We start from the raw sequence: 23,054 nt of genomic DNA, 5'->3' as shown, positions 1-23,054 counted from the left end.
GGGGATCTTGTGATTCGGCAAGCTCTATTGATGAAAGCTAAGGCAGGCGCCTTAGCTTTGTTTGTCAAAATGATTCTCCCCATTTTTTTAGTTGTGGGAGGAGTTTTTGCCTTAATCTTTGCCATTATGTTGATGGCAGGGGCTTTATCTGACTCACAATCCTCCAACCTAAGAGGTAATGGTAGTGTCATAGGAGTGAGTGAGGAAGTTTTACAGTATCAAAGTCTAGTAGAGAATATAGCTAGGGAATATGGCATTCCTGAATATACTGGAATTATTTTAGCGATGATGATGCAAGAGAGTGGTGGAAGAGGGAATGATCCGATGCAAGCTTCTGAGAGTTTATGTGGGGTAGTGGGTTGCATACAAACGCCTGAAGCATCCATTGAGCAAGGAGTTCATTATTTTACTCAAGTGCTGAAGCAAGCCCAGGGCGATTTAAGGCTTGCAGTTCAGTCATATAACTTTGGACTCGGTTTTATTTCTTATGCGTTAGAGCGAGGTGGTTATAGCAAAGATGTCGCAATCGATTTTTCTATTATGCAGTACGAGCAAGTCAAGTATACGGGGAACTATTCATGTGTTCGGCCTGAATCGGTCGCAACAGGGGCATGTTATGGAGATATTGGTTATGTGGATGCAGTTTTTTCCTATTATAACTATGAGCAGGGAACAATACCAATCCAAAATGGCGATTTCGTAATGCCGGTGGCAGGCATGAATATGACATCTGATTATGGGATGCGCCAACATCCAATAACTGGAGAAAACCATATGCATCATGGCATGGACTTTGGATGTATAAATAGAGTCACACCAATTGTAGCTGTCACTGACGGCCAGGTTGTCTTTTCAGGTGATAAAGGAGGTTATGGGAACAAAGTGGTTCTACAGCATTCAACAGATCTTTTTACTGCCTATGCCCATAATAGCTCTAATATTGTCCGTGAGGGAGAACATGTTAGAGCTGGCCAACAAATAGCCGTATGTGGCACTACAGGAGAAAGTACTGGACCACATTTACATTTAGAATTTCGCACCACCCGAAGTGGTGGACATTCTGATCCGAAACTTTATTTAGGGTTGTAGTGGAGGGGATGGGTTTGAAACAAGATTTTCTTTGGAAAACAGTTATTTTATTGATTGGTCTTGTTGTTATAATTGGTTTGTTTATCGGTTTTCGAGTTTTTGATCATCAACTTGCTGTAATTGACAGGTTACAAGCAACGATAGAGCAGCAAGAAAATCAAATCTCCTTGCTTGAAGCTTCAAATCAACGATATGACATCGAGTACCAGGAAGATGAGTCCCAACTTATAGAAGCTGTTATTACTTCCTTTGTGACAGCGATTTATGATGTTCGCCAAGATAACTATGACATACGCCTGTCGGAAGCAGAACTGGTGATGACTCCAAGTATGCTAGAACAATACTTCCCTGAAAACGAAGGAGAAGTTAAACTAGAGATGGAGTACCAGGTAGGTGAAGTTCATATTTACCCTTCGCTTGAGCTGGAACGAGCATTAGTTTTGTTGGAAGGGACAACTGTTAATCTTAGTAATGGTAAACGAGAACAAAACCGAATAACGTTAGAAGTAAATCTTATTAAAGATGATGGCAAGTGGATGGTTCAAGGATTTCAACAACTTTATGCAGAGACATTATAAATAAAAGAACCACTATTTGGAACAGTACGAGAACAACCAAGCAATGGTTGATAATTGTGAAAACACCAATTCCTGAAAGGGAAAATTTTTTTCTCAAAGCCTATAAAGAAGAATATGAAAATGCCATTTGGAAAGAGGTAACTACTAGGTTTCCAGAATACGTACTTTAAATTCCAACACATATTAATGGACTTGGTTAGTTTAATGCTGTTGTACAAGGGATTCAGCAAGCATCCAAAGAATGAGCAGGCAACAGTAACGCCAGTAGCAAAGAGTTAAAGGAAATAGAAGCAACGAACGACTATAATTGTACCTGGTTTTAGTTGATTACCGGGGAATTAATTACAAGCAGAGTAGGAGAATAGAATTGAATCCAGTGTTAAATGCGAAGGATATAAAAGAGTATCTAAGGGTTTACGAAGGTGTATGGGTTGTTCCTTCAGACTGATTTTCCAACGTTGGGGATCGGTTAGAGGAGACAAGTGAATTCAGAGGATTTTCTTTTGTGGCTAGAAAAACAAAAACAATAAAAAATATATGAAACTTTTCCAAAACTAGGCTAATAAACCTGATATAATATCTCTATGTCCAAGGAACAGCAGTAAGGCTTATTCTTGGAAAGGGTTTGATTTTATGAAAAAGGTACTAGAATTCATAAAGACCCATGAAAAAAAGATTAAGAAAGGTTTAGATTGGTGCGTATCAATCGGAAACCTATGCTTACTTTTCTTCAGGGCTTTTATGAAGTAACAAAAATTTTCCCACAGTAACTCGTAACTAAATCCTATGGACCCTGGAAGGTGGTTAAGGTTGTGCCCCCATGCACTCGGACTTTAAATTGCTGTTAAAAGCCTTTTCCCACTCACCTTCCTTATAATTATTATGATTATAGCCAAAAAATGATATACATAAACGAAAAAAGCTCCAGGTTCCCACGCCCGGAGCTTTTTCTAATATTCTTGGATTTGGCTTTTATTTATTAAAAGATACTAAACGGGTGTTACCTCTTAAACCTTCACTTCCCACGGTCAAAGGTTTAAGACCTCCCTTTTTTGCACCTATCAATAGACACTCAAAATCATTATTTAATCTACGTAAAATAATCAAAATAATTGATAGGTTACTATTAATCTTAGCACAGTGTAAGTGGAATTCAAATCATTTTGTTGCAAATTTAGGCATTTTAAAGAAAAGTGGAGCGTTTGTACAAGATTATCATTAAGGAAATCCCTAACACAAAAGAGACCTTGAACAATTGTTAAAATACCTGATGCAGTTACGAAGAAAAAGATACTTGAAGAAAAGCTAGCAGATGTTTTTCCATGGTCGATGTCCTAATTTTTAGAAAGGTGTGTGCAGCTACAACATCCAAGTCTCTCATAGTTAAAGCGTCATAGGCTTCCCCGTTTTGGTCATATAAATCTATCCGATAGGCGAGTATCTCTTCTGGATTATCATCAACTGGAAATACTTATGGATGTTATGTTACATATTTGCATTTTGTAAGAACATCACGATTTCCCCACCTATTAATTTAAAACTTGCGCCACAATACCCTACCTACTCAGGTAACGATTCAAGTTGTTTTGAATAACATAACGTTTTAAAAAATGTTTCTATCGTATTTTGAGTTGTTCCACAATCTCTGTTATAACAGGTGATTTTTTGAAATAATGTAGGATCTTATTAATTGTTGTTTTGCAGTTTATTGTTGCCTTGGGAGAAAGAAAGCATTTCATAATAAAGTAGTAAGATGGACGTAAAGCGTGGATAAAAAAAGAAACATTATATTTTGGGGATAGTAGCCAATAAGTTAGAAGCAACGATTTAGTATTTAAAAGTATTGAAGAACGACATTCAATCTGGGCATTAATTAGGAACTAAAGTAATTCTTTTGAATTACTTAAAAAATATTGACAATTTTTTATTTTAGCGATACAATTAGTATGTAATTCGTAAGAAATACATACATTAATTTTAACTAGGTATAAAACTTCAATATTTTAACTGTTTAAGTCGGAAGAACCTTTTCCAGTGAAGCTAACTTTGTCCAGTTATCTTTTGCAATACATTTCAGATCATCATTAAACATTTTGCTTTTCTGAAATAAATGGTTATATTGAGTCAAATATTTATTAAAGGGGGGTTTTTACAGATGAAAATATTGAATACAATAATTCACTTTTTAATTGAATTCGCTAAAATTGGAGCCGCAACTGTTCGGACTTTACAGAAAGATGATCCGTTGACCATAGAAACCGATGGTAAAAGGAAAAAAGTCGTTGTTCCCAAATCAATTGTACTTGGATTTTTTATTTTCTTAAGTTATGCAGTTCTGATTTTACACAAATAAGCGACAATTAGTTGTTTTGTTCTGTGCTAGGGTGCAACTAATGGTGTAAATCCCTAGTTGAGAAGAAGAAACAACAACTAAGAGTTTGATCTTTCAAAAATAGTAATTCGTGTGAATTACTTAAATGATATTGACGATTTTGTTTTTGGGTGATACGATTAAAAGGTAATTTAAAAGAAATACATAAAAAGAGGGCAGGATATGAAACTTCAAGATGTTGTAACCGTTAAAGTTGGAAGGAACCTTTCTAGGGGAAACGAGAAAGATGATTTAACATTAGTCGCATACTCGTACGAGGATTTAATCCGTGATTTAGATGGCTTATATTTGGACACTGAATTAGACGCTTGGAAAGATGAATACTCAATTAATGGTTACGAAAGCTATGCTGGAGAAGTTGTCTTCAGCTTTGTAAGTTCCAAAGCCGGGATAGTGAGTAACCAAAACGAGGGGAAAATCATTAACCAAAACTTCGCGAAACTTATTATTGAGCATGAAGAGTTGGATAGTAGCTATCTATGTTATGCATTAAATGAATCATATTTAATGAAAAAACAGATGGCCATTAGCATGCAAGGAAGTACTGTACCGAAATTGACTCCGTCCATATTAAAAGAGTTGGAAATTAAGTTACCAACTCTTGAGAAACAACGGACAATAGGAAAAGCTTATTTCTATTTAAGAAAGCAACAAGCACTAGCTAGAAAACAAGCAGATCTGGAAGAACAACTATATTTAGAATTATTGAGGAAACTAGACTACTAGACAAACAAAATGAAGTGGGGAACAAGACATGGCAAGATTAAACCAAAAATTATTTAGTGCTGCAGACAATTTGCGAAGCAAAATGGATGCATCCGAATACAAAAACTATTTATTAGGATTGATTTTTTACAAGTACTTATCGGATAAATTACTAGAAAAAGTGGTTGTCATCGCTGATGAGTCACTTGAGGAATACAACACACAAACTAAACAAACACAATTGTACATAAATTTTTTAGCTGATGATGATGTTAAAGGAGATTTGATTGAAACACTAGTAGATACACTGGGCTATGATATTGCGCCAGAGCACTTATTCAACGTGTTAACTGATCAAGCGAAGCAAAACACTTTTCAGTTGAATGATTTGTATAAAGCCTTTATAGATCTAGCGACAAAATATGATCAATTTAATGGGTTGTTTGATGACGTAGATCTAAAATCAAAAAAACTGGGTTCCGATGATCAACAACGAAACATTACCATTACAGAAGTTCTAAAAAAACTTAACGATGTCGATTTAATGGGTCATGATGGTGATGTCATTGGTGATGCCTATGAATTTTTGATTGGTCAATTTGCTTCAGAGGCTGGTAAGAAAGCCGGCGAATTCTATACGCCTCATGAAGTATCGGACATGATGGCTCGGATTGCTGCAATGGGTCAAGAAGACAAAAAATTGCTTAGTGTATATGACCCAACCATGGGATCGGGTTCTTTAATGTTGAATGTTCGAAACTATATCAACTATCCTGATAGTGTGAAATATCATGGACAAGAACTAAACACTACCACTTATAATTTAGCGAAAATGAACCTTATTTTGCACGGAGTAAATAAGGAAGACATGCGCTTACGTAATGGAGATACATTGAACAAAGACTGGCCAACAGATGAACCTTATACCTTTGATTCCGTACTCATGAATCCTCCTTATTCTGCAAAGTGGTCTGCAGATGACACATTCTTAGACGATTCTCGATTTAACAGGTACGGAAAGTTAGCACCAAAATCCAAAGCAGACTTTGCCTTCCTTTTACATGGATTCTATCATTTGAAAGATTCAGGAACGATGGCAATCGTTTTACCGCATGGGGTTCTGTTCCGTGGAGCTGCAGAAGGTGTCATTCGTAAAAAATTACTAGAAGATGGAAGCATTGATGCGGTTATTGGAATGCCAGGAAATTTATTCTTTGGAACATCCATACCAACTACAGTCATTATCTTGAAGAAGAATCGCGAAACACGAGATGTACTTTTTATTGATGCCAGTAAAGAGTTTATTAAAGGGAAAAATCAAAACAAACTTTCTAAAGAAAACATCGATAAGATTGTCCAAACATACAAAAACAGAGAAAGTATTGTTAGATACTCTCACGTGGCAAGTTTTGATGAAATAAAAGAAAATGAGTTTAACTTAAACATCCCTCGCTATGTTGATACGTTTGAGGAAGAAGCAGAAATTGATATGGCTGCGATTGGCTTAAACATTAAAGATATTCGTAAGGAAAAAGCAGAACTGGAATCTAGTTTGTTTGAAATGATTTCATCATTAGAATTTGAAGAAAAAAATGCAGAATGGATAAAAGGTGCTTTAGAGGTGTTTAATCGTGAAAAATAAGCGTATGCCAGAGGTTCGATTCGCGGGGGTTATTGGAGATTGGGAAAAGCGTAAGTTAGCAGAAGTAGCTCACTATAGTAATGGTGGAAGCTTTGAAAATGAAATAGTCAATAATGGAAAGTACGAATTAATAACTTTAAAATCGGTAGATATTGATGGGAATCTAGTTTCTTCCAATAAGTTTATTGATTCAGAAGTTAGTACTTTGGAAAAAGATACTTTAGTCATGATTTTGAGTGAGCAAGCTCCAGGATTACTTGGAAAAACTTCTGTGATTCCCTTCAATAACTATTATGTTTTAAATCAACGGGTTGCATCATTAACTCCAAAGGAAGAAGCGGATAGCAATTTCTTAACTAAAGCTATTAATAGAAACGGTAAATATTTTAGCTCAAGAGGGGCAGGAACAAAGGTTCAGAACATCTCTAAACCGAATGTGGAAAATTTCGAACTTTTCATACCTGAATTTAAGGAACAAATCAAAATTGGTAACTTCTTTAAACAATTAGATGAAATTATAGCACTTCATCAGCAAGAACTAACCACCCTCAAACAAACAAAACAAGGATTCTTGCAAAAAATGTTTCCAAAAGAAGGGGAGTCGGTGCCTGAGTTTCGGTTCCCGGGGTTTTCTGAAGATTGGGAAGAGCGTATGTTAGGGGAAGTATTAATAGTTAATTCTGGTAGAGATTATAAGCATTTACAATATGGAGATATTCCTGTTTATGGTACAGGCGGTTATATGCTTAATGTTAATGATAAACTTTCTGATAATGACGCAATAGGGATAGGTAGAAAAGGAACAATAAATAAACCACAGTTTTTAAAAGGACCTTTTTGGACAGTTGACACACTGTTCTATATGACTATTAAAGAGGAAAATGATTTGCTCTTTTTTTACTCTCTAGCAAATAAAATTCAATGGAAAAAGTATGATGAATCGACTGGTGTTCCTAGTTTATCAAAGGCTAGCATTGATAAAATTCCAATCTGTTTTCCTACACCACAAGAACAGTCTATAATAGGTGATTTTTTCAAGCGTATAGACGACACAATTGCTCTTCATCAAAACGAATTAGAGGCATTAAAAGAAACAAAAAAAGCCTTTCTACAAAAAATGTTTATTTAATTGGACAAAAGGGGTGGGAGTATGGTGACAAAGATTGCACATAATGATGAACTTGCAGTTGAACGTCGATTAATTGAAGTCCTAGGGGAAGGGTATAATCAATGGAATTACCGTTCAGATTTAAAGACTGAAGAAGATCTTTGGATGAATTTACGTAAAATTATTACTCGAAATAACTTATCAGAAATTGGAGAATACCCAATTTCTGATAAAGAGTTTGATTCCATTAAAACAGAGTTACTCTCGAAAACGAAGACACCTTTTGATGCTGCTAGATGGTTGAAGGGTGAGAACGGAATAGCTCGTATCTCAATAGAACGTGATGACGTATCTTTAGGCTCAATGTCGCTAATACTGTATTCTAACCAAGATATTGGGGGAGGAATTTCAACATACGAAGTCGTGCATCAGATTGCCAAACAAAAAGTGGAAGCAGATGGCCGGGATCGCCGATTTGACGTGACCCTCTTGATTAACGGGCTGCCAATTGTTCAGATTGAGTTAAAGCAGGTAAGCGCCAAAGATGGTGTTTTTCAAGCTTACAATCAAATTAAGAAATACGCAGAAGAAGGGATGTTTAGAAATAACATCTTTTCTACACTCCAGTTATTTGTTATCTCGAATGAGCAAACAACACGTTATTTTGCCAATGCTCTTCCAAAAGACATGCATAAGAAATTTGTTTTTAGTTGGCGAACAAAGGACAATCGAAAAGTAGAAAATCTTTATGAATTTGTAAAACAAGTCTTAAATATTCCAGATGCGCATCGGTTGATTGCCAATTATACAATCGTTAGTGAAGATCAAGATAACAAAGCATTAATGGTGTTACATCCATATCAAATTCATGCGATAGAGGCTTTGTTTACTTCTGCCATGAAACGTGAATCGGGATTTGTTTGGCATGCAACAGGTTCAGGAAAAACGCTGACAAGCTTTGTATCTACTAAATTGTTAGCACGTAAACCAGGTGTAGACCGTACGATTATGTTAATCGATCGAAAAGATTTGGACAGTCAAACCACGTCAGAATTTACCAAGTTCGCTTCAGAGTTTAATACTGGTATTTCTTCAGGTAAAGCAAAGTCGAATAGTTTAATTGTCGGTACAAAGAGTGCAAAGAAGTTAAGCGAGACTCTCTTATCTGACGCCAATTCAAATACTGTCATTATTACAACACGCCAAAAATTAGAATCGGCGTTGCGACTTGCTCAAAAACAAGAAGAGAATAGCGGAAATCAGCGCTTTAAGAAATTAATAGGCCAACATATCGTGTTTATCGTTGACGAATGTCACCGGGCGTTAAGTGCAGAAGGAATGGAAGTAATTAAAGGGTTTTTTCCAAACGCTACTTGGTTTGGTTTTACAGGTACGCCTATATTTAATGAAAATAAAAAACAGGCAAAAGGTCAATTGGCACGGACCACTCGTGATCAATATGGAGAAATTCTCCATACTTACACCATTAAGAACGCATTAGAGGATGGATCAGTTTTAGGGTTTCAAGTAGAACACGAAGATATGATAAAACCAATCTCATTATATAACTCTATTTATAATCAATTGCGTCATAATGAAAAATATGCAGATTTTACGGATGATGAACTGAACGAAATGATTGATAAAATGGATGGCATAGAGAAGGAAACATATATTCCGAACACTTCATATGAAAGTGAGGACCATATTCAAAAAGTTATTAAAAAGATCTTTCGTCCAGATAACGCCTACACCAAATTTGATTTTAAAAATGGCCGGCCACAAAAATCCGCCATTTTAACAACTAGTTCCATAGAAATGGCGAAGCGATATTATCATGCGATTAAAGAGATGACAAAAAATCCTGATTGGTTAACAACTGAATTTACTGGACAACCAATCCGGAAAGGTCGTACGATTGAAGATCCCGATTTCCCAAGAATCGCCATTACCTATTCTGTACAAGAAAATGAAGAGAACTCTAAACAATTCCAGGATGAAATGAAAGGAATTATAAATGAGTACAATAATTACTATCAAACAGCATGGTCAATTGAAGATATTGAACGATACAATGGCGATATCAATAATCGTTTAGCTCGTAAAAGAGCAGAATTTAAAGAATTTGGGAAACAAATTGATTTGGTGATTGTCGTAGATCGATTGTTAACAGGATTCGATGCACCGACCATTCAAACGTTATTTGTCGATCGAAACTTAAGTTATGCTAACTTAATTCAAGCTTTTTCTCGCACCAATCGAACGTATCCTGGAAAGACCAAGGGGTTGATTGTAACATATCGAAAGCCTTCAACGATGGAGCAGAATGTGCAGGATGCGACGAAATTATACTCGAATGAAAATGAGGATTCTAACCTAGTTTATCCTACGTATGACGAATCAAAAAAGCGTTTTAAACAAGCTCATAAATCTCTGAAAACGTTAGTGCCGAACCCTACAGATATTAACGAGTATTCTCCACTTGAAACACGGATTGAATTTGTGAAAGCGTTTCAAGAACTGAATAATGCCTTTGAGGCTCTAGTTACGTATGATGAATACAACGATGATATGGAGAAATCAAAAGTTCTTCAAGAGCAGGTGAGGACTTTAGAGGAATTTATAGGTGTGTACAATACTGTAAAGGGATCGTTAGTAGATGAAGAAGATGGTGATGGACCGAGCCCAGATTTCTCAGGAATTGAGTTCTATGGAGAAAATGTGATTAAACTCTATGACATTGATTCCACCTATATCGACCAGTTATTGGGTACATATTCTGCAAACAATCAGAACATCCGATCTGAGATTGAAAAGGCACTTCAAAAATTAAAAAAGTCAGAAGTTGTTAAAGAGATCTACCGTTACATTTTAAATGCTATCGATAACAAAGAAATAGATGCCGCGGAAGATGTTTTTGTCGTGAAACGTCGTTACTTTACACAGTTCTACAATCAAGCTATTGGAGATTTTGCGAGTGCTTGGTTTGTGGATGAGCGAGAGCTGCATGCCTCTGCCGTTCAATATCAGATAGGAACGGATCCAATTCCGAATATTGGGGGAATCATCGACAGCAAAGACTTCAATAAATATAAGGCCGTACACCCAAAGGCAGTACCGTTCAAATACGGACCAGAAATGAAACGTCAATGGAGAAAGACATTAGATGAAATTCTTGTCCCGTTAGATGATGAATTGAGATAAATAGATTGCTTTTTTAGTAAAGTCCAACTACGAAGGTTTGTAGTTGGACTTTTGGGATAATCCCCTAGCTCCTACAGGTATCTATTTTTTATCGCCCGTGATTTAGCTCTATAACCACTTCGTACTAGTCTATGTAATTCATCACCTGATCTAGGTTTAGAGTCAATAACACACACCACATAGTCTCGATCTATTTCAACGCCTCCATTTGTTTTAAATCCATTCTCATTAGCCCTTCTTGCTACCTCTACTAGACTATTAGTAATTGCATATTCTTTAATAATCCATTGCTCTAGCGTATTGCTTGTATACTCATCTACCAGTGCAATATACTGGTTCAGTCTTGCCACTTCTTTCTTTGCCCGGCTATAAATTATTAGTTTACTTGCCATTTTTCTTCACTCCCTTTTCTTATTGGTGTTCCAAGTTAAAAATACAGTTGTATTTCTCTTTTAACAAACAAGTAAACAGAACATTTATCTCTTATATATCTCGGAAAACAATGAATTCTCCTTAGAGAAAATAATGATTTTGGATGAACGGAAATAGATAAAAAAACAAATTTACCCAACTTCTCTAATTCATCTATACTTGGAGTTAAATAAAGGAGCATGGCTTCCGACATCGAGCTTTCGCAAGTCGTAGGCTTTTAAAACGGTGAAGGACTCGTTATTTATGATTCAGTAATATTGTAGAACCAGTTGAGAGGACAGGTAAGGTGACCTGGCTTTGCTTTAGAGAGTGAAAGGGTCAGGGGGGAGTAAGAGGTTATTCTTTAGCCTCATAGCATGAAACAGGTCCGGAGACGGAGCTGTTAATGTTTTTAATTAACTATGTAAAATTGATACAACAAAGTTGAAGTATACAAATAACTAGTTCAATTAGTTAATAAAACATGAAGTATTCAAAAAAGTGTCCAATTATACAAATAAAGCATTCAAATTATCTATAAACCAGATATTCAGAGAAGAGCCCGCCAATTGTAATAGCATGTTTTCCTCTACTAGGTTAGGGGTTCGAGTTATACCTTCTTTCTCCGAGGTATATTCAAAAAAAGTTTGTAAGCATTAATTCTTATTTTTAAAATTAATTATCATTATCTTTATACCTCTTTGTAAATATCTGATAGTTACCTTCTTCTATCTCTGCAAGTAGAACAACCTATTAATGTAAATACCCCTAAAAAATAGAAAAATATTTTCAAAATACCGCACCTCCTCATTTCTATTCATAAGAATATGCCCGACTATTTTTCCATTCAACTAACTTTCCTTCCGTGCTAAATCCATGTTTTTTCTAGCTCTTATCAATGGTTTGAAAGAAAAATGATCCCTGTACAATACAGAGATCATCTTTTTACTGCTTAATCCATTTTTAAATGTACTTTATTAGAGTTACATTTTAATGAGGGTAAACTTTTTTTTTGTTTTTGCATAAATTTTATTTGTTTGTCTAAGTCTCAATTATTTTTAAGTTTTACTCAATTCACTAATATTATCTTTAAAATTATTATTTGTTTTAATATCATAAAGTTTTATAAAATTTAATTAGCTAATGAAGCAGATAATTCATTTTTTGTTTCTTTATCAATTAAGGCTAATTCTAATCCTAATGCTTTAGTAAGTTTTAATAACGTTAGTATTTTGGGAATATCAATTCCATTTTCTATCCTAGATATAGTTTTTTGAGGAATTCCAGAAATTTTGGATAATTCTCTTTGAGATATTGATTTCCGATCACGAGCAGCTATTAATTTACCTACGATCTCCAATGATATAAATAACTCAGGATCTTCTTGAATGAGATCACTTCGGAGATCATTGAATGTCTTCATGGTTTACCCTCCTTATTATTTTTTTGTAATCCAGTGTATATTTTATTTTTAGGTTCCCGCCTGTATTATATTATTATACCTAACCGGCAAGCCGGTCGCGGACGCAATTGAGTTTATAATGGTTTATTTAAGAAGTGATTTTTTCTCGTTTCAGCACGGTCTATCTCACTTTGTGGTGTTTCATTCTGTTTCTTTATAAAGGTATTAGTGAAGACAATAGCGTTTCCCTGATAGTAGAAAAACAAAATCCTATGGTCATTAACCCTTAGTTGCCACATTTCAGTGCCCTTTAGTTTTTTTATATCTTTTCGTTTGATTTCTCCAGACTGTATCAATTTACCATTTTCATGTAGCATTACTTGAAGTTGATACATTTTTCTAAAGTTGGCAGGTTCGTGCTTCTTTGTGTGCTGAATCCATTCGTAAACTGGTTGGCGTCCGCGACTGTCGGTATAATAAATTATCTCCAACATCGCGGGGGATCCTCCTCTATTATATTTATAATTTTCTTCATATGTGATAACAAGTATGTTATCGGTATAATATCATTATATTATCCGTAAAGTCAAACTTTTATTACTAAATTTTTATTATCAGAATAAAATACTCCTTTAATGTTTTGGTGTGTTTTTTTGTTGGAGGTGTATTGAAATGCTTAGTGATAATGGAGTCGGTCAGTTTCTTTTCATGGGAAGTATGAGTTTAGGTCCTTTTTTCCCCCTTTGGTAGTCGGGATTTTCTTAGTAATATAGATCGCTTATAAATTCAATATTTAAAAAAACCTTAAAAAGCCCAGAGATCTGTTAAGAAATCTCGGCTTTGGGATTATTGTATTTATATTAATTTATAGGCTTTACAGATTCAGCAGCTTATTCCGTTTGCAAGATTTTACACAAATGTTCATTTAAAGTACAAGTTAGTATAATGAGTAAATAATAAGTAACCATATTTATAAAAGTAATAACTTATTACTAACCAATAACACTTACGAGTGAACTTTATAAACTAATTATTATTCAAGAAGTACCATAGGCTTTTCAGTTTTTGTTATCATTATTTCTTTTAAATAATAATCAATTATTTCTCTTTCAATAGATTTAACATTTTCCTTAGAGTATTCTTTAGATAATAAAATAAACTGATTAAATAAATATTGATAACCACAGTTTTTCGTTTGATTATATCCTAATTGTAACCATTTTTCGTACTCTGGATGTCCATGTTTTTCTAAGAACTTTACGTAATATAGCACGGCTTCTAAATAGTAATAATTAATATGTTTTAAATTGCTTAACGCAGTAAGGTAATAGTTATTTGCAGAATCGAAATCATCTTCAATAAAAGCTAACATAATATTTTTTAGACCGTCTGTATAAGGATTAATGGATACTAATTTAAATACCTCTTTCTTAGTAATCGGAATTTGCTTTGCTTTTATATAATTTGTTTGTACTAATTCAATAAATTCCTTAGAAAATAATTGATCTATAAAATTCTGCAACTTATCTATTTCTAATTTTCCTTTTCTATTCTGAATCTCAAAATGGAAAAATTCGCTTTCTTCTGCAATATTATCCAAGTAATTATCTAAACCTAATTTGAAGAAAATTGTTTGTAATTGTGATCTTTCTAACGGGAATTTAGATTTTATAGCTAAATCTAATACCTTTAATTCATTCTTAAAACTATATAAATTTAATGTTAAACTAATTATTTTCTTGTTTGTAACATTTTCATTATGAGTACTGCCTTTTTCAAGAAGTTCAAAAATCGATTCTAAGGGTAAAATCTTTTCAAGACTAATAATGGCTTCTTCAAATTCACCGTGGAAATATTTTATATTTAATATATAAATATCAATTAATAAGCACCCATTTTCAATATCAGTCAATAAGGGCTTTAAATCTTCTAGCAAAGGGGTAATACGCTTGTTCTCAAAAAGGTGAAGGGGCTCAGCTATATATGCAATATATTCTAAAATCTTATATTTATTTTGAATATTTATATTAGGAATGAATTTCACAGCTTCTATAAAATTGTTAACATACTTATCAAAAAACTTATAAAAATTGCTAGTAGTTTTGGTTTTATATTTTAATACCTTTAAAATAAAGGCATTTAATTCAAATGCTCTACTATAGTAAGATTCTTGTTCTTCCTTGCTTCTATTTTGAAATTTATATCTAGCAAATCTACCAACAATGGACTGGAGTTTAATGAGACTATTAGAATTTTCAATTAGTGATTTATTCTCTAAAGATTTTATATCCTTATCAGTAAATTTACTTAAATCTCTCTTATAATCATTGCTTTCAAAGAAGTTTTTAAAATTATTTATCTCTATGCCGTCTGGAAATAATGAAAGTAGTTCAAAAATTAGTTTCTCTCTATGAGGTAATAAACTGTATGAATAATTAATAGAATTAAATATAGATTTAGACCTTTCAATATTTAAATCCTTTTTTTCATCAAAAATATCTTCATAATATAAATTTGTAGCTTTAAAAAAATCTATTTCTAAATCCTTTTTAAGGTCTTTCATTTTTTTTCCGTTTGGAATATTACTTGTGACAATTTTTATTGCTAGAGGGTTATTATTTAACAGGTTTTCAAGTACTGATTCTCTTAAAATTTTTCTCTCAACATCATTAACTTCTGATTTGAAATTTTTGAAAAAAAGCTTTTCTGCTTCATCTGTAGTTAGTGGTCTTAAATCATAGAATTCTTCAAACTCTAACCCTAAAAGTTCTCTAGTAGTTACTACGATTGAGCAAAAATCACAAAGAAAAGTAACGAGCTTTTTAATTGAATAGGTATGTTCTATATCTGATAAGTATAACAATGACTCGAAATTATCTAGAATTAAGAGTAAATCTCTTTTGCCATTATTAATTGATAAATAATCTACTAGATTATTAGTATGATCAATTTCAAAGCTATGTGAAATTTTATTTTGAAATGCCTTTATATCTGAAATGAATTCACAATCAATAAAAATAATCCCATCTTTAAAGTAATTTCTTCTGGATAATTCAAATGCTATTTTCTTCACTATAGTCGTCTTTCCTATTCCACCTGAAGCTTTAATTGAAAGTAAACGACCATCTAAATCTTGAATTTTTCTAGTTATTGTTTCAAGATCACTTAGTCTTCCTACAAAATTTAAGAGGTTTTTTGAATCAATTTCACTAGAGATATAACTATGTTTTTCATAAACGGTACATTTACCTCTATTAATTTGTGGAATAATTAACTTATCTTCGTTAATTATAATTGTTTCATTTTCATTAATTTTGTTCTTTCTTAGAATCTGAAATATCATTGAATTAAAATTTTGTTCATTAAATTTATTTATGATATATGAATAAGTAAGTGAGACTTCTTCATCTCCTGTATAGAGTTTTTTAGAGAATATAAAAACCCCCTTGAGATTATCTGCAAAGATTTCTTCTTCAAATCTATTTAGTGTTATAAATGTAGAATTTAGGTAGTCATCTTCTACTAAAATTTTATTATTAAAAGCTTCTGTAAATAGGAATAGATAATCGAAATTCTCTATATTATTTAATTTATTTATACTTAAAACGTCAATTGTTAAATCAATATCGTAATTATTAAAAGCTTTTATTATTTTATTCTTATTATAGTTATTCTTACTATTAAAAGGTTCTGCAAATAATACATTAAATCTAGGTTTAAAAAATTCTTTTTTCTCCAAATCCTTTTCTACTGGTATTGAAGTAACACTTACTGCATCATGAGCTAATTTTATTTCGTATAAGGACTCTAAAAATTCTTCTATTTTGTCCCAACTATCAAGCTGAATTTTTTCAATCCCCTCAATTTTTTCCATATGATTATCTGTTGAGACTATAAAGTGATTGCCTTTAAGTCCCTTATAAATAGAGTAAATATAATCAAACTGTTTCTTTACAAATTCATCTTTTAAACTAAACCCTAAGAAAATCACCGTATTATCAGCAATTAGTTTTTTCAATTCTTCAATTGCAGGAGAATTTGAAGTGTATAATAAATCATATTCTTCTGCAAATAATACACATTTTGTAGGGTCTTCTATACAACCATGTAACTTATAGATAAAATTATCCAATTCATGTAGTTTAGCTACTTTGTACTTATTATCATAAGTGAATTTCTGTATATCACCATTTGCAATTTCTATTATTTCATCATAATTCGTTGTAATTATTTTTTTTGTTATATCTGTTATTTTTTTGTACTTAGTAGAATTGTTCTCTAAATATTCTCTTTTATCACTACTAACTGTAAAATAAGTTTCTAATTTGTTTAGTATTGTCGGTTTAAGCTCTTTTTTTTCAAGCTTTTTTAATACTTCTAAAGTATCCATCATTTCTGTGTCTAAGTTCTCTTTTAATAGCTTACAGAAATCATAATCAGTACTTAGATCACTTAAGATTGAACTAAGTAGTTCTTTCCAGTCAGAAAAACCCAATTCTTTAGAAAAACCAGAACCTACGAAGAATATGAGTCTATTAGTTTCTAACGCTTGTTTAATTTTTGAATGAATTTTCACATTAATCACCATCAATTTACTATTTTATTTTACTCTGACAATTTTATACTATTTTTTTGTAAGAAAACACAAAAATAACAAATTTAATCAGATGCTTTGATTTTTAAGGGTTCTATAAACTGTATACTAATCTCAAAAGTTATGAAATAAACCTTTAACACACCATCTGAATTATCAGGGACTCCCCAGACAACATCGAGTTTTCCAAAGCCGTGGGATTTCTTCTTTAAGCATATGGACGGGTTGTCGAAGGCATTGAACCCCCGTCAACCCGACTGTATACGGCGTTGCCTCCTACAGTTTGCTTTCCTTTCATAAGATCCGAAAGGTTTGCTTTCAATTGACGGCTGCGGGCATCGAACCCTTGCTGCCAATGGGTGTGGTGTCTGCTTCTTCCTTCGTTCTCCTCATTGTAACAAGCTCGCTTGTAACAGCAGGAAGGGCGGGCGTTCAGGCAAATAAATCGGCAAAGCCAAGTAGGCTAAGGGCCAGTAAGGAAGTAGCAACCACTTCCTTACTGGCCCTAAGTCATTGGGCTTCACTCGATTTATAACGACAAAGCCCAAAGAGCTGGGGCATTGCCTAGCCTTCTCTGGCAAGTTCGCTACCTCGTAAGCGAACCCTTCCTCCTGTTCGCGCGAATTGTTCAGGTGTTTTTGAACAAAGAAAGGGGAGAAGGAAAATGAAAACAGTTTATGAAGTGGTATCCATTAAGCAAATTATCAAAGAGGTTAAAACAGATGAAGCGTTTATCATTCGATCACCAGAAGATGGAGCAAAAGTAGCTGCAAGCTTTATTTGGAATGAGGATCGTGAAGTGTTTTTTGTCATGTGTCTCAACACTAAGAATCGAGTAGTTGCAGTGCATCGGTGCCATGTTGGAGGGCTCAATGCTAGCATCGTAATGCCACGAGAAGTATTTAAAAGTGCTATATTGAATAATAGCGCATCCATTATCATTTCACACCAGCATCCAAGCCAAGATGTTACACCGTCCAGAGAAGACATCGATGTAACAAAGAGGCTGGTAGAGTGCGGAAAGATATTAGGGATTGAGGTACTGGACCATCTAATTGTCAATGAATCAGCCGACTATTGTAGTTTAAAAGAAAAAGGATACATCTAAAGAAAGGGGGAGTAATCCTCCTTTTTTATTTGAAGATAACAAAAAGGGCTTTCGGAAGAAAAGCTTTTTCTTCTGTTTAGATGTACAAAAAAGGATATAATGTTATAATATATACAATAAGTTATAACAGAAATAAAAATCATAACGGTTTATTTGTTATAATATTCGTCATAATAGTTAAAGCTAAAAGGAGGATAACGAAATGGCGGTGAAAGCGTTGGAAAGAAAAGTGACCAAGGTAGGGAATAGCTTAGGAATCACCCTTCCACAAGAAGCGTTAGAACACGCAAAAGCAAAGCAAGGCGATGAATTGAAATTTACATTGAACGATGATGGTTCTATTACGTTGAAAAAATATCAACCACTTCAACTTGATGTATTAGAAGATATGGATATTGATCAAGAGTTTTTAGAAGGTATGAAAGATCTCGTTGATAATTATGACAATACATTAAGAAATTTAGTGAACAGGTAGGCTGATGATAAGATATTTAACGGAAAAGGAATTGCTATTCCTTAATAGTTTTATGATTAAACGATATTCCCCAGGAGAACAAATGGGAATCAAAGACTATCCCTTATTCGACAGTGCTTTAAATCGCCCAAAAGCAAGTGCTTTTGGAGAGGATGCTTATCCTGATCTTTGGACAAAAGCAGCTGCTTTACTTGCTGGAATTGCTCAAAATCACAGTTTCCATAATGCTAATAAACGTACAGGGTTTGCAGCAATGAAACAGTTCTTATGGGTAAATGGTTACCAACTAACCATGAGTGAAGAGATGGCTGAAGAATTTACGGTAACGGTGGTAAAGAAAAAACCGGCAATAAGCGAGATCGCTGAAAGCATCTATGAATACTCTACTAAAAGAAATTGAAAAAAAGGTGTGCCATGTTTGGCACACCTTTTTTGAACCGTTATTCTAGGACAGGGTTAATTTTTAAGATTATAAAATAATACTAGGTCTTTATTTTTAGGTTTAAAAGTAGTGGAGTTTACAGAATTAACGGGAATAAATCTTTTGACATATAAAAGTCCCTGCAAATATGAGAACAGAACTGATGATTAAAACCACTATTCCTGTAAGTGGATGTATCATAGCGTTTTCCAAGGCAAGCCCTTGCGCCCCATTAATAACTTTTCCAATTTCCAAATACGAAAAAGGAAGCCAATGGGAAATTCCCACTAACATTTCGTTTGATATAAGTGTATAGCCCACTATCGAAATAAAGATTGTTAGCGCTAGAATCAGTATCTCATTTTTAATAAATACCGCCAATCCAACGGCAATTGATAGATAAAAGAATAAAGAGCAAAATCCCAATAATCCAGCGTAAACCAAGTATTCTCCCATTGTAATGAAGTGAAATGCACCTTGTTCCATAATGAAACCATTGTATCCAGCAGCCCCTGATTGTTGAGGTGTATCATAATGAATAACAGGATAAAACCAATCCCCAAACCGATTACTTATTGTACCTAGGAGTATTATTAACATGGAGCAGGCTAAAAAGATCATTCCAGAAATCATGCTTGATACCATGATTTTTCCAGTTAATAGTGTTGATGGGTATAGTGGTTGAGTTCTTAAAAAGTCAATGGTCCTACTCTTGCCATGTTCGGAAGAAAAAATGGATGCTACTAGGTAAAGAATGATAGCAAATAAACCTAAATATATGTTCAAATCATAGAATAAAAACAATGAAAAAAGTCCTGTACTATCAATTTTCATAGATTTGCTTTTATCTAACTTCTTTTCATGTATCGTGTAAAGTATCTCTGGATTTTGTAATGGTGCAATATTATATCGATCTAACCATTTTTTCTCTTCAATACTTGCCTCAAATGTGAAATTAGAAATGAAAGACTCATAGGATCCTTCGGTATCAATATCCCCTTTCCATAATTGATTTTGATAGATCCAATAATGATAAACTGCAGACCAATCCTCCTGTTCATAGGAGGTTATCATTTCCTCAAGACTCTTTAAATCATTAGTTTGACTGAATAGACTTTGATTCAATTGCTCTAGATGATTCTTGGCAGCCTCTAGTTTAAGTTGATCTTCTGCTTCTTTTGAATTTTCAACTTCTAAATCTTCAATTTCCTTTTCTTTTGAGAGTATCTGAGCCTCTGTAAGAGGAATGATTTGTTCTTTGTGAAAATTTACCATTCTATCCCAGTAATCCCAAAAATATTCTTGACGTTGATTCGTTTCATTAGCTAAGTACACATAAGCTCCAATAAAAGCAATTAAAAGAATAATTACTAATTGTTTTAATGGTCCTTTTCTTAAAACTTTTCTTAGCTCGAAAAGAAGTATTGCATTTATAGACTTTATCTTACTGTATACGTTGCCACCTCGAAACGGTTTTTGTTGAAGGGATTCGAAATTAAAAAGGGCAGTTTTTTTCATAAAAAATAGTGAGAATAAAAACCCAATAAAGGAATAGGTCATTAAAATGAAATTCGGAAATAATAAGTTGTTGTTTTCTGTTGTTTCCAGATAATTTGAAATATTAATATACAAAAACGGGTTCCAGCTTACAGTTAACCATGGAATGTTAGTAGTTAACAGACTTCCCCCAACGAATAAAACTAAAAAGAAGATTATAGTTAGAAAGCGTTTTTTACATATTGTGCTAATTAGCAAAAGTAAGCTTATAACAAAGGATGCGGTACCCACAAAAAGAAATAATATTTGCAAGATGAATGTAGAAGTATCAACAAACTCGTGCCCTGCATTGCCTACTACAAGCTGCGGGTACTGAAAATTTCCAATTTCTCTTTGAAAGATTGACGGGATTAATAGGGAGAAAATAAGTAAAAAAACCGCCCATATCCAAGCATAAATTATCAAAATCGTGTATTTGCTCAATAATATGTTCCACTTTTTTGTTGGTTGTGTAACCAATGTCCTAATGGTTTGTTGCTCATACTCAGCATTTAGATTATCGCTGAAAAAAAGCACAAATATTATGCTACCAGTAATGCCTAAGAAAAGTGCTAGCATAGATTTCATAAAAGGGCCAGTTGAAATGGGATATTCCTCTGTATCATATGGCAATTCATGCTGAATTAATAGTTCATTTTTAGTTTTCCATCGTTTGAGATCTTCCTCAGCAAGAATATTAAATTCTCCCCCCAGTTCCAAATGACTTTCCACTCTTTGTATAAATTCAAGTTCTAGTTTGGGTAAACTGTCTAGGTCACCTTTGCTGATGGCTCGCTGGACTTCCATGATACTTAGGTTCATTTGGTTCGCATTTTTGTATAGTTCAGGTGTATCTGGAGGAGAGTCTTCATGATTTAAAGTTTCCATATAATACGTTAATAAAGCAAACGTTTCGTTATTATAATCGGAGTAAATATTACTCTTATCCGATAATGCCTCTTTTTGCATACTATAATGATAGAAATACATAAATGAAACCGAAAAAAGTGCCAACAAGGATAAGGTTAGAAGTTTTTTACTTTTCCAAGTTTTTTTCCACTCAAATTTAAGCATCGTTTTCATCTTGGTCATCCTTTGTGGAGAAAATTTCTCTATATCGATCTTCTGCTCCCATTAATTTTTTTTCTATATCATGAATTTCAATTTCATTTAATGCCAGTTTTTTTACTACAAATTTCAAGGTTGTATTGTTGTTGAGTTGAAATATAACCTGGTTTCCAATTACTTTTAATTCCAGATTATTATCTAACAGGATACGTGATGCTTTTTCTACATCATCCACGGTGAGGGTATAAAAAATACTTTGATAATTGCTTATTTCTTCTTTAATTAATGTTCCTTTTTTCAAGAAAAAAATATTAGATGTTACTTGATCAATTTCACCTAAATTATGGGATGATAATAGAATAGTTGTCCCTTCATTCACCAACCTAAGCAATAATTCTCGAACCCTAATAGCGCTAGTTGGATCTAGTCCATTTAATGGTTCATCTAATATTAATAATTTCGGCTTATTAATAATAGCCATTGCCAAAAGCAGGTGCTGTTTCATACCAAGGGAATAATGTTTTACTTTTTTATGTAAATATTCAGCATTGCCAATAGTTTGAGAGGTGTGGAGAATCTGTTCTTTAGAAATAGACTGTAATTCTGCAATAAACTGTAGATGGTCGTATCCTGTCAAATAGTCGTATAGTACAGTGTTGTCTTGCATAAATGACATTTCTTTAAAAATTTCTGAATTACTATTGGGTTTTCCTAGGATGGTCACTGATCCAGTATCTGGCCTAATTAAATTTGAAATAATATTTAAAAGAGTAGATTTTCCTGAACCGTTTGGACCTACAAGCGCAAATATTCCTGGCTTAGTAATCTCAAAGTTTATGTCTTTTAGTACAGGTTCTCTTACATAAGCTTTATAGATGTCTTTCACTTGTAAAATCATATTATTCTCCTATTCATTTAAATGATAAAAGAACATGCTAGGAGCATGTTCTTTTTACTCTGTTCTATTAATTATCCATATAAGATTATTTAACTCTAGGAATTGGTTTGGAATTGTTTATGGACAAGCTCCACCAACACATATTGGATATATTTCTCCACCATAGTATCCTCGATAACCATTTGTTATTTTTTCAGCAGTCTGTAAATCGATATAGCCACCATAACCCCCACTTTGATAGTAAATTCTTGCTGGAGGATAATTTGAAAAATCTCTAGGGATTTTATTTACTAATCTAGAATCCATTGTAACTACTGCCGTTTCTGCCTTAGAAATTTGCGGAGAGAAGCCAAGTGTAAGTGTAATTATTGCAATGCAAGACATTAATATTTTAATTTTATTCATTTTTTCCCCCATATGTAG

The 23,054-nt window shown here is 33.4% G+C and carries 18 protein-coding genes; 11 read left to right on the top strand and 7 right to left on the bottom strand.

Annotated features, from left to right (window positions below):
• Positions 1-9: 9 nt before the first annotated feature.
• The 7 genes from LRP81_RS17910 (at position 10) to LRP81_RS17880 (ending at position 10,718) form a co-directional block, all read left to right on the top strand.
• The gene (locus tag LRP81_RS17910) at positions 10-1,089 is read left to right on the top strand and encodes a lysozyme family protein (protein ID WP_230503670.1); all 1,080 of its coding nucleotides are present in this window, start codon (positions 10-12) and stop codon (positions 1,087-1,089) included.
• Between the two features lie 14 nt (positions 1,090-1,103).
• On the top strand, positions 1,104-1,667 hold the full coding sequence (locus LRP81_RS17905; RefSeq protein ID WP_230503668.1) for a MerR type regulator: 564 nt from the start codon (positions 1,104-1,106) through the stop codon (positions 1,665-1,667).
• A gap of 2,155 nt (positions 1,668-3,822) precedes the next feature.
• On the top strand, positions 3,823-4,020 hold the full coding sequence (locus LRP81_RS17900) for a hypothetical protein (RefSeq protein WP_230503666.1): 198 nt from the start codon (positions 3,823-3,825) through the stop codon (positions 4,018-4,020).
• Positions 4,021-4,221: 201 nt separating this feature from the next.
• The gene (locus LRP81_RS17895; protein WP_230503664.1) at positions 4,222-4,785 is read left to right on the top strand and encodes a restriction endonuclease subunit S; all 564 of its coding nucleotides are present in this window, start codon (positions 4,222-4,224) and stop codon (positions 4,783-4,785) included.
• Positions 4,786-4,813: 28 nt separating this feature from the next.
• On the top strand, positions 4,814-6,406 hold the full coding sequence (locus tag LRP81_RS17890) for a type I restriction-modification system subunit M (protein ID WP_230503663.1): 1,593 nt from the start codon (positions 4,814-4,816) through the stop codon (positions 6,404-6,406).
• Entirely contained in the window at positions 6,396-7,535 is a 1,140-nt protein-coding gene (locus LRP81_RS17885; protein WP_230503661.1) for a restriction endonuclease subunit S, read from the top strand. Before LRP81_RS17890 ends, LRP81_RS17885 begins: the two co-directional genes overlap by 11 nt.
• Positions 7,536-7,559: 24 nt before the next feature.
• Entirely contained in the window at positions 7,560-10,718 is a 3,159-nt protein-coding gene (locus LRP81_RS17880) for a type I restriction endonuclease subunit R (protein ID WP_230503660.1), read from the top strand.
• A gap of 71 nt (positions 10,719-10,789) precedes the next feature.
• On the opposite strand, the gene LRP81_RS17875 is transcribed toward LRP81_RS17880, so the two are convergent.
• The 4 genes from LRP81_RS17875 to LRP81_RS17860 all read right to left on the bottom strand — a co-directional run bounded on the left by LRP81_RS17875 (position 10,790) and on the right by LRP81_RS17860 (position 17,119).
• Complete coding sequence (locus LRP81_RS17875; RefSeq protein ID WP_230503658.1) at positions 10,790-11,110, bottom strand: hypothetical protein; 321 nt, start codon at positions 11,108-11,110, stop codon at positions 10,790-10,792.
• Positions 11,111-12,261: 1,151 nt separating this feature from the next.
• Positions 12,262-12,552 carry a helix-turn-helix domain-containing protein gene (locus LRP81_RS17870; RefSeq protein WP_230503656.1) on the bottom strand — a complete coding sequence of 97 codons (291 nt, stop codon included), beginning with the start codon at positions 12,550-12,552 and terminating at the stop codon, positions 12,262-12,264.
• Positions 12,553-12,665: 113 nt separating this feature from the next.
• Positions 12,666-13,025 (bottom strand): type II toxin-antitoxin system RelE/ParE family toxin, encoded by a 360-nt coding sequence (locus LRP81_RS17865; RefSeq protein WP_230503654.1) that lies wholly within the window; start codon positions 13,023-13,025, stop codon positions 12,666-12,668.
• Positions 13,026-13,564: 539 nt separating this feature from the next.
• The gene (locus LRP81_RS17860) at positions 13,565-17,119 is read right to left on the bottom strand and encodes an SIR2 family protein (RefSeq protein WP_230503652.1); all 3,555 of its coding nucleotides are present in this window, start codon (positions 17,117-17,119) and stop codon (positions 13,565-13,567) included.
• A gap of 361 nt (positions 17,120-17,480) precedes the next feature.
• Between LRP81_RS17860 and LRP81_RS17855 the strand changes: the two genes are divergently transcribed.
• The 4 genes from LRP81_RS17855 to LRP81_RS17840 all read left to right on the top strand — a co-directional run bounded on the left by LRP81_RS17855 (position 17,481) and on the right by LRP81_RS17840 (position 19,108).
• Positions 17,481-17,660 carry a hypothetical protein gene (locus LRP81_RS17855; protein ID WP_230503650.1) on the top strand — a complete coding sequence of 60 codons (180 nt, stop codon included), beginning with the start codon at positions 17,481-17,483 and terminating at the stop codon, positions 17,658-17,660.
• Positions 17,661-17,789: 129 nt separating this feature from the next.
• The gene (gene radC / locus LRP81_RS17850; protein WP_230503648.1) at positions 17,790-18,233 is read left to right on the top strand and encodes a RadC family protein; all 444 of its coding nucleotides are present in this window, start codon (positions 17,790-17,792) and stop codon (positions 18,231-18,233) included.
• A 202-nt stretch (positions 18,234-18,435) separates the two neighbouring features.
• Entirely contained in the window at positions 18,436-18,708 is a 273-nt protein-coding gene (locus LRP81_RS17845) for an AbrB/MazE/SpoVT family DNA-binding domain-containing protein (protein WP_230503646.1), read from the top strand.
• Positions 18,709-18,712: 4 nt separating this feature from the next.
• Positions 18,713-19,108 (top strand): type II toxin-antitoxin system death-on-curing family toxin, encoded by a 396-nt coding sequence (locus LRP81_RS17840; protein ID WP_263458265.1) that lies wholly within the window; start codon positions 18,713-18,715, stop codon positions 19,106-19,108.
• A 126-nt stretch (positions 19,109-19,234) separates the two neighbouring features.
• Here the strand turns inward: LRP81_RS17840 and LRP81_RS17835 are convergent, their stop codons facing one another.
• The 3 genes from LRP81_RS17835 to LRP81_RS17825 form a co-directional block, all read right to left on the bottom strand.
• A complete protein-coding gene (locus LRP81_RS17835; protein ID WP_230503642.1) occupies positions 19,235-21,757 on the bottom strand; it encodes an ABC transporter permease in 2,523 nt (840 codons plus the stop codon).
• Positions 21,732-22,631 (bottom strand): ABC transporter ATP-binding protein, encoded by a 900-nt coding sequence (locus LRP81_RS17830; RefSeq protein WP_230503640.1) that lies wholly within the window; start codon positions 22,629-22,631, stop codon positions 21,732-21,734. The genes LRP81_RS17835 and LRP81_RS17830 overlap by 26 nt, the downstream gene beginning before the upstream one ends.
• A 117-nt stretch (positions 22,632-22,748) precedes the next feature.
• A complete protein-coding gene (locus tag LRP81_RS17825; protein WP_230503638.1) occupies positions 22,749-23,036 on the bottom strand; it encodes a hypothetical protein in 288 nt (95 codons plus the stop codon).
• Between the last annotated feature and the right edge of the window lie 18 nt (positions 23,037-23,054).

Source organism: Sutcliffiella rhizosphaerae, assembly GCF_917563925.1.
In the GTDB taxonomy this organism is placed as follows: domain Bacteria; phylum Bacillota; class Bacilli; order Bacillales; family Bacillaceae_I; genus Sutcliffiella_A; species Sutcliffiella_A rhizosphaerae.
Note: the sequence above shows the minus strand (reverse complement) of the source record. Positions and strands in the feature narration are given on the sequence as shown.

What these genes read in the sequence shown, in the direction of transcription:
- LRP81_RS17900 (WP_230503666.1), top strand. Translation starts at nt 3,823, where the DNA reads ATGAAAATATTGAATACAATAATTCACTTTTTAATTGAATTCGCTAAA.
- radC (WP_230503648.1), top strand. Translation starts at nt 17,790, where the DNA reads ATGAAAACAGTTTATGAAGTGGTATCCATTAAGCAAATTATCAAAGAG.
- LRP81_RS17855 (WP_230503650.1), top strand. Translation starts at nt 17,481, where the DNA reads ATGGGTGTGGTGTCTGCTTCTTCCTTCGTTCTCCTCATTGTAACAAGC.
- LRP81_RS17845 (WP_230503646.1), top strand. Translation starts at nt 18,436, where the DNA reads ATGGCGGTGAAAGCGTTGGAAAGAAAAGTGACCAAGGTAGGGAATAGC.
- LRP81_RS17890 (WP_230503663.1), top strand. Translation starts at nt 4,814, where the DNA reads ATGGCAAGATTAAACCAAAAATTATTTAGTGCTGCAGACAATTTGCGA.
- LRP81_RS17895 (WP_230503664.1), top strand. Translation starts at nt 4,222, where the DNA reads ATGAAACTTCAAGATGTTGTAACCGTTAAAGTTGGAAGGAACCTTTCT.
- LRP81_RS17830 (WP_230503640.1), bottom strand. Translation starts at nt 22,631, where the DNA reads ATGATTTTACAAGTGAAAGACATCTATAAAGCTTATGTAAGAGAACCT.
- LRP81_RS17825 (WP_230503638.1), bottom strand. Translation starts at nt 23,036, where the DNA reads ATGAATAAAATTAAAATATTAATGTCTTGCATTGCAATAATTACACTT.
- LRP81_RS17875 (WP_230503658.1), bottom strand. Translation starts at nt 11,110, where the DNA reads ATGGCAAGTAAACTAATAATTTATAGCCGGGCAAAGAAAGAAGTGGCA.
- LRP81_RS17840 (WP_263458265.1), top strand. Translation starts at nt 18,713, where the DNA reads ATGATAAGATATTTAACGGAAAAGGAATTGCTATTCCTTAATAGTTTT.
- LRP81_RS17865 (WP_230503654.1), bottom strand. Translation starts at nt 13,025, where the DNA reads ATGTTGGAGATAATTTATTATACCGACAGTCGCGGACGCCAACCAGTT.
- LRP81_RS17860 (WP_230503652.1), bottom strand. Translation starts at nt 17,119, where the DNA reads ATGGTGATTAATGTGAAAATTCATTCAAAAATTAAACAAGCGTTAGAA.
- LRP81_RS17835 (WP_230503642.1), bottom strand. Translation starts at nt 21,757, where the DNA reads ATGACCAAGATGAAAACGATGCTTAAATTTGAGTGGAAAAAAACTTGG.
- LRP81_RS17870 (WP_230503656.1), bottom strand. Translation starts at nt 12,552, where the DNA reads ATGAAGACATTCAATGATCTCCGAAGTGATCTCATTCAAGAAGATCCT.